Annotated in this window: 6 protein-coding genes and 1 pseudogene; 6 read left to right on the plus strand and 1 reads right to left on the minus strand. The window is 63.4% G+C overall.

Features of this window, described 5'->3' with window-relative positions; genetic code table 11:
- From A5652_RS28095 to A5652_RS14415, 6 genes and pseudogenes are all read left to right on the plus strand, one after another.
- Nucleotides 1–695: pseudogene (locus A5652_RS28095) on the plus strand (FAD-binding oxidoreductase); the annotation flags it as partial.
- 13 nt (nucleotides 696–708) lie between these two features.
- Nucleotides 709–1,659, plus strand: a complete 951-nt coding sequence (locus tag A5652_RS14390) for a VOC family protein (RefSeq protein ID WP_067352306.1) — start codon at nucleotides 709–711, stop codon at nucleotides 1,657–1,659.
- A gap of 92 nt (nucleotides 1,660–1,751) precedes the next feature.
- Nucleotides 1,752–3,002 (plus strand): cytochrome P450, encoded by a 1,251-nt coding sequence (locus A5652_RS14395; RefSeq protein WP_067352309.1) that lies wholly within the window; start codon nucleotides 1,752–1,754, stop codon nucleotides 3,000–3,002.
- Between the two features lie 500 nt (nucleotides 3,003–3,502).
- Complete coding sequence (locus tag A5652_RS14405) at nucleotides 3,503–4,543, plus strand: methyltransferase (RefSeq protein ID WP_156745341.1); 1,041 nt, start codon at nucleotides 3,503–3,505, stop codon at nucleotides 4,541–4,543.
- A gap of 35 nt (nucleotides 4,544–4,578) precedes the next feature.
- Complete coding sequence (locus A5652_RS14410; protein ID WP_232001193.1) at nucleotides 4,579–5,331, plus strand: alpha/beta fold hydrolase; 753 nt, start codon at nucleotides 4,579–4,581, stop codon at nucleotides 5,329–5,331.
- The gene (locus tag A5652_RS14415) at nucleotides 5,324–6,460 is read left to right on the plus strand and encodes an NAD(P)/FAD-dependent oxidoreductase (protein WP_067352320.1); all 1,137 of its coding nucleotides are present in this window, start codon (nucleotides 5,324–5,326) and stop codon (nucleotides 6,458–6,460) included. The genes A5652_RS14410 and A5652_RS14415 overlap by 8 nt, the downstream gene beginning before the upstream one ends.
- Here the strand turns inward: A5652_RS14415 and A5652_RS14420 are convergent.
- The coding region (locus A5652_RS14420) for a GlxA family transcriptional regulator (protein ID WP_067352327.1) at nucleotides 6,451–7,263 on the minus strand (813 nt) is incomplete at its 5' end. The genes A5652_RS14415 and A5652_RS14420 overlap by 10 nt on opposite strands.

Raw genomic sequence — 7,263 nt, forward strand, 5'->3', positions numbered from 1 at the left:
CGTGGTCGCAGGCCGCGACGGTGTGGCGTGGGCTGGGTGAGCTGTTGTCGACCGCGCCTGACGTGGTGACCGTGCAAAGCGGAGTGATGTCCGGTCCGGACGGCAATCCGGCGGTTTATCTTCAGCCGGCCTGCAGCGGTGATCTTGGTTGCGGCCTAGCGGCGGCCGATCTGCTGGCAACGCTTGGAACGCCGCTGACCACACAAGTCGCGCCCGTGGCCTACGGCGAAGTGCTAGGGCTGTTCGACGCGGCGTCTGTCCGTGGGCTGTGCTGGGAGATTCGCACCCGCACGGTCGCGGGATACACGCCCGAGGTCATCGATGCGCTGGTCGAGGGCGCGCGGACACTGACCTCGCCGCGCAGCCTCATCTCCATCCACCACTTTCACGGCGCATCGACTCGCGTCGCCCCGGACCAGACCGCGTTTGCGAACCGCCGCCCACACTTCATGGTCGAAATCGTCGCCTGCTGGGAGGCCGGGGACGGCGCCGCGCACCGCGCCTGGGCAGCGGCGGTGTCGGCAGCTCTTGCGCCGCACGCGCTTCCCGGCGGATACGCCAGTCTGCTCGGGCCCGACGACCACGATCAGATCGCGAATGCCCACGGCGACAACATCACACGACTCATCGCCGCCAAAAAGCATTACGACCCCGATGCGGTGTTCACTGCCATCCCACTTCCCCGCGTCAGTTAGAAGGAGAGATCGAATGTCGTACATCATCGATAGTCACCACATCACCATGTCGGTGAACGGCGCCCAAGAAGATGTTGACTTCCATGTCAACGTGCTCGGGCTGCGCCTGATCAAGCGAACGGTGTTGTTCGACGGGATGATCCCGATTTACCACCTGTATTACAGCAACGCCGACGGCGACCCGAGCGCGGTGCTCACCACCTTCCCTTTCGGCCAGGCCCGGATCTACGGCCGACGTGGCACCAACCAGGCACGCGAGGTATTGCTCGCCGTTCCAGCGGGTTCACTGAACTACTGGTCCACCCGGTTGCACGAGCGGGCCGCGGACGTCCAGGACGCGACCGTGTTCGATCGACGCCGCGTGCTGTTCCGGCATCCCTGCGGCATCGAGTATCAGCTGGTCGAGGTCGACAACGACCCTCGCCGTGGTTACACCGGCAGCGGCGTGCCCGAGAAGTACGCCATCCACGGCATTTACGGCGTCGGTGTACACGTGACGGGGCCGGACACCGCCGTCGAGTTCGCCACCAATCACCTGGGTGCTCGCGAGGGCGTGACCGAAGGTGACCGCTTTGCATTGGACGCCGGCAAGTGCAACCTCGGCGGCGCGGTCGAGCTCGTGGTCAATCGTACGGATGAGCCGGGCACGTGGATCTACGGCGCTGGAACCATCCACCACTTCGCCTGGAACGCAGACACTCTCGAGAACCAGAATGAGCTGAAACTCGAGATCGAGGGTGCGGGCTATACCGATATGTCCGAATTCCGAGACCGCAAGTACTTCAAGTCGGTCTATGTCAGGTCACCCGGCGGTGTCCTCTTCGAACTGGCCGTGACACACAACGAGGGTGGCTGGGACTGCGACGAGTCGCCGCAGGAGCTGGGCAAGCGATTCCAGCTGCCGGAGCAATTCGAGGCGCGGCGCGAGGAGATCCTCGGCCGCCTCGAGCCGATCGGGCTTTGAGGATGCGTCGAAGCGAGGACGGCCGCGCGTCGACGGCGGCGCATTCAGCCTTCATCTATCGAGTGCTGACAACCCCACAGTGAGGAATTCACATGAACGCACCCACAATGCACGACGCCACAAAAGTTCTGGCTGACCCATCGGCATACGCCGACGACGAGCGGCTGCACACAGGGCTACGGCAGCTGCGGGCGACCAATCCGGTTGCATGGGTGGACCATCCGCCGTATCGGCCGTTCTGGGCGATCACCAAGCACGCTGACATCATGGCGATCGAGCGCGATAATGACCTCTTCATCAGCGCGCCCCGCACAATGCTCACACCCGCCGCTGTTGACGATCTCCGCAACGCAGAGCTAGACGCCGGGACCGGCATGCGCACCCTGGTCCAGATGGACGGCGCATACCACCGCAAGGTGCGCGCGATCTCCGCGAACTGGTTCCGGCCCACGGCCATGCGCAAGCTGAAGGCGCAGGTGGACCAGCTGGCCAAGCGCTGTGTCGACAAGATGCGCGAGCTCGGACCCGAGTGCGACTTCGTCACCGACGTCGCAGCCGACTTTCCGCTCTACGTCATCCTGTCCCTATTGGGGCTTTCCGAATCCGAGTTTCCTCGGATGCGCACGCTCACCCAGGAGCTGTTCGGCCGCGATGACGCCGAATACCAGCGAAGTCAAGGTCCCCAGGCTGTGCTCGCGGTGATGCAGGACTTCCTCGACTACTTCGCCACGCTGACCGCGTCACGCCGCCAAACGCCCACCGGCGACCTCGCCTCGGCCATCGCGAACGGGCACGTCGACGGCGAGCCGCTCTCGGACGTGGACACCGCGTCCTACTACGTGATCATCGCAAGCGCCGGCCATGACACCACCAAGGACGCCATCTCGGGCGGGCTGCGTGCGCTAATCGAAAACCCCAGTGAGCTAGCGCGATTGGAGCAGGATCTCACGTTGATGCCGAGGGCGATCGAGGAGATGATCCGGTGGACCACCCCGGTAAAGGAATTCATGCGCACCGCAACCGCCGATACCACGGTTCGTGGGGTCGACATCGCCGCAGGAGAGTCGGTGTATCTGGCATACGCGTCCGGCAACCGCGACGAGGAGGTCTTCGACGATCCGTTCCGCTTCGACATCTGCCGTGATCCCAATAAACACCTGGCCTTTGGGTACGGCGTGCACTTCTGCCTCGGCGCTGCATTAGCGCGGATGGAGATCAGCAGTCTCTACCGCGAACTGCTCCCCAGGCTGGAATCGATCGAGCTCGCCGGCGAGCCCGAATTGTGCGCGACGACACTTGTCGGTGGTCTTAAACACCTGCCGATCCGGTACTCACTGAGGTGATTTCGGCTCTTCAAATCCCTGACATCGAAAGGCATACCGTGATGCGATTTCCGGAGCATTACCCACCACAGCCGTCCCTGGTGAGCACCGTACGCCAAGCATGCGTTCACAGCCTTACCGCGATATTGCTGGTCTCTCTGAGCATCATTTTATGGGCGGCCACGTTCGGCGACCTTCCGATGTCTGTCAAGACTCCCCAACGTTGCGTGCAATACGACTTCGGGCCGACCGCCCCGGCCCAAGGATTCGATCGGTGAACAAAGCATGACCGTAGAGCGGAGCGCGAGAACGGGATTCGGCCCAAAGCGCAATCTATATGTGGTGCCGGACTATTCGCTGTTGACCGAATGGGATCCTCTTGTCCAAGACACTGCTCTCCGACAACTTGTCGTCCACAGCCTCATCACGGTCTTGCTGGTGGCAGCCGCCGTCGCGATGAGCTGGTAGCCCTACGACCGGATGAGTCCCGCATTTTTATCAAACCAGAACGAGGAGGTTAGATGAGTATCTCGGAGACAACGCCATTGGACCAACAGGCGGCTTCCGCGGCGAAAGCGATGCAGGGGCTCATACTGGGCGCGTGGGTAGCGCAGACCATTACTGCAGTGGCCGACCTGGGAGTGGCCGATGCGCTCGCCGACCGGCCGCTGCAACTCGATGAACTCGCCAGCAGAGTCGGAGCCGATTCCGACGCCCTGCACAGGGTTTTGCGAGCACTGATCTGCAAGGGCATATTCGCTCAAGGCGACGATGGTCGTTATCAGCTGACTCCGCGAGCAGACGTGCTGCGCTCGGACGCCCCGATATCTATGGCGGCCCTGGCGCGGCTCGTGGGCGCACCGCAAGAGCGCGAACATTGGAGCCTGCTCACCCAGACTATTAGAACCGGCACTTCGCCTGTCCAGGAGTTGCGTGGTAAGCGCTTCTTCGACTACCTGCGTGACGAACCCGAATACAGTGCGATTTTCAATGACGCGATGACGGGCTTGTCGGCGTACGTCGATGGACCGCTCGTAAAGGCCTACGACTTCACGCCATTCGCAACCATCGTCGATGTGGCAGGCGGTCACGGTCGCCTGCTCGCTGCCATCCTGGCCTCGGCACCGAACACGCAGGGTGTGCTGTTCGACCTTCCCGGCGTGGTGGCCGAAGCGGCGCCGCTGCTACGTAAATTGGATGTGGCGCAACGAGTTCGCCTGGTTGCAGGCTCTTTCTTCAGCGATGTCCCATCGGGAGCTGATGCCTATGTGCTCAAACACATCGTTCACGACTGGTCCGATGACGCGGCGCTGCGAATCCTGCAGAATGTGAGAAGGGCTGCGCCCACCGGTGCGGCTTTGCTGCTCGTCGAGACTGTAATCCCCCAAGATAACAGTGAATTCACCGGCAAGATCGCCGACATCGAGATGTTGCTGTTCAACGATGGACGTGAACGTACCGCGAAGGAGTACCAGCGACTCCTCGAAAAGGCCGGCTTCGAGATGACTCATATCTTCGATACCGAAACGGACTTCAGCGTGATCGAGGCCCGTGCCCGATGACTCTCGACGGCAACCAGACCCGGACGATACCGTGCATGCAAGGATCGACATATGTGCTGATTCCGGGCGGCTGGCATGGGGCCTGGTCGTGGTGGCCGGTTGCCAATCGGCTTCGCGTGGCGAGCCATCGGGCGATCTCCTTGACCCTGCCCGGTCTGGGCGACGGGGACGATCCGTCGGGTTACAAGCTCAGGGACGCGGTCGATTACATCGTCAGCGAGGTGTGCCGGCGCGAGCTCGACAACGTGATCCTCGTCGCGCACAGCTGGGGCGGCTACCCGGCGGCTGGCGCCGCTCACGTTCTCGGTGACCGGGTCACCAAGATCGTCTACTACAACGCATTCGTGCCGATTCGCGGCAGGTCCCTCATCGAGGAAACCTCACCGGACACCCGCGAGTTGATGCTGCGGTTGATCGACGGATCGGCTTTCGGTGCCATAGCACCGAGCCTGGAATACGTTGAGCAGCTGTTGATGCAAGGCGTTGCCCCAGAGCTGCAGCGGCTTGTGGCCGGTCTGATGACCCCGCAGCCCGGCGGCTACTTCCTTGGCGCTCTCGACATCGATGCAGCGAGTCTCGGTATTCCCACCGCCTACGTAACCGGCGACAGCGATCACGCGATGCCGCAACCGGGGACCGAATTCGCCGCCCGGCTCGGTGTAAAACCCGTCGTTGTTCCGGGGACACACGACGGAATGCTGACCCACCCCGACGAAGTCGCCAATGCGATCCTCGCGGTTTGTCGGGGCGGGAACGTCAATCGATCGGAAGTCACACGCGATGCCTGATCGGGGAGTAGTGATTATCGGTGCTGGCCCCGCTGGCATTTCTGCAGCGCTGAGCCTGAAGGACAACAGAATCCGGCCACTGCTCATCGACCGGGCCGATGCAGTGGCTGCGTCGTGGCGCGGCCGGTATCACCGACTCAGGCTCAACACCGGTCGGCCATTTTCCCACCTGCCGGGCAGGCCGTACCCGAAGGGCACTCCGGTCTTTCCGACTCGTGACCAAGTCGTGGCACACCTTGACCGGCATGCCCGCGAGGACGGCATCGACCTACGGCTGGGCACCACGGTCGAGCGGATCGACCGCCGTACGGTGGGATGGCGGTTGACAACGTCTAATGGCGACCTCGACGCCCGACACGTCGTGGTCGCCACGGGCTACCAGCACACGCCCTTGATCCCGAACTGGCCGGGCACTTTTAACGGTGAGCTATTGCATTCATCGAGTTATCGAGATCCGGCGCGCTACGCACACAAGCGCGTGTTGGTTGTCGGGTCGGGATCGTCGGGAATGGAAATCGCCCACGATCTTTCTACAGGTGCAGCCGCCAAAGTGTGGCTCTCAGTGCGAACTCCACCAAACATTCTGCCGCGCAAGGGGCCCGGCGGCCTGCCCAACGACGTGCTCTCCATTCCGTTGTTCCATCTACCCTCGCGGATATCGGACCCGATCGCTGCGGCCGCGCGCCGTCGGGCATTCGGCGATCTCAAAGAATTCGGTCTGCCCGTTCCCCAGGAGGGCCCCTTCGCCAGAGCCCACCGGCTACATGCCGCACCGACAGTCATCGACCGCGAGGTCATTGACGCTGTGCGCGACGGATCTATCGAAGTGCTCGGCGCCGTCAGCGCGCTCGAGGGTGCCAAAGCGGCACTGGCCGACGGTGCACGAATTCAACCCGATGTGATGATCTGTGCGACCGGGTACGGGCCGGGCCTGGACCCATTGGTCGGACACTTGAGGGTCCTCACACCTGAGGGCTTACCGGTCATGCTGGCGCCGTCACCTGCCGCCGATGGCCTGTACTTCCATGGGTTGCTGAGCCGCCCCGCGTTAATCGGCTACCTAGCCAAACAATCGCGAACGCTGGCCAAGCGCATTTCGCATGACTGCCACTCGATCGCTCAGGCGTAGGCCGTTCGGAACCTGTCCCGGTAGGCCTTCGGGCTGATGCCGAGGTGGCTGACGAATACCCGTCGCAGCGTCTCGATGCTGCCGAAGCCGGCCATGCCCGCGGTCTCGGTGACCGACCGGCCGGATTCCAGTGCGCCGCGGGCGAAATCGATCCGAACCAATTCGACGTAACGCGCCGGGCTCATCCCGAGCTCGGATTGAAACAGCCGGGTCAGTTGGCGCGTGCTCAAAGATGCCAGGGCCGCAAGCTTTTTCACGCTGTAGTCGGCGCCGGGGTTGGCCGCGATCGCATCGGTGACCTGGCGCAGGGGAGACTGCGGCGGAGGATTGGCCTCCAGCAACACCGAGAATTGCGATTGGCCACCCGCGCGTTTGAGGTAGACGACCAGCCACCTGGCCACGTCGCGGACCAACTCCGCGCCGTAGTCCATTTCGACCAACGCCAGGGCCAGGTCGATGCCCGACGAAATGCCGGCCGAGGTGAAGACGTCGCCGTCGCGCACGAAGATCGCGTCCGGCTCGACGGTCACATCCGGGAAGGCCCGGGCCAACAACCGGGTGTCGTGCCAGTGCGTGGTGGCGCGCCGGCCGCGCAGCACCCCGGCCTGGGCGAGGATGAACGACCCCGTGCAGATCGACGCCAGCCGACGCGTCCGGGTTGCCACCGATCGGACGGCCTCGACCAGGGCGGGGTCGATGGGTCGCCCCGGCAGGTCATCGCTGCCGGCGACCATGACGGTGTCGGCGGACTCGATCACTGAGATGCTGTCGGTCACGCCCAACCGCGCCCCGATCGAGCTGGT

The sequence above is a fragment of the Mycobacterium sp. 1165178.9 genome (assembly GCF_001673555.1).
Classification (GTDB): Bacteria; Actinomycetota; Actinomycetes; order Mycobacteriales; family Mycobacteriaceae; genus Mycobacterium.

Excerpts from the sequence above, each read along its gene's own strand:
- A5652_RS14390 (WP_067352306.1), top strand. The coding sequence starts at position 709 with ATGTCGTACATCATCGATAGTCACCACATCACCATGTCGGTGAACGGC.
- A5652_RS14395 (WP_067352309.1), top strand. The coding sequence starts at position 1,752 with ATGAACGCACCCACAATGCACGACGCCACAAAAGTTCTGGCTGACCCA.
- A5652_RS14405 (WP_156745341.1), top strand. The coding sequence starts at position 3,503 with ATGAGTATCTCGGAGACAACGCCATTGGACCAACAGGCGGCTTCCGCG.
- A5652_RS14410 (WP_232001193.1), top strand. The coding sequence starts at position 4,579 with ATGCAAGGATCGACATATGTGCTGATTCCGGGCGGCTGGCATGGGGCC.
- A5652_RS14415 (WP_067352320.1), top strand. The coding sequence starts at position 5,324 with ATGCCTGATCGGGGAGTAGTGATTATCGGTGCTGGCCCCGCTGGCATT.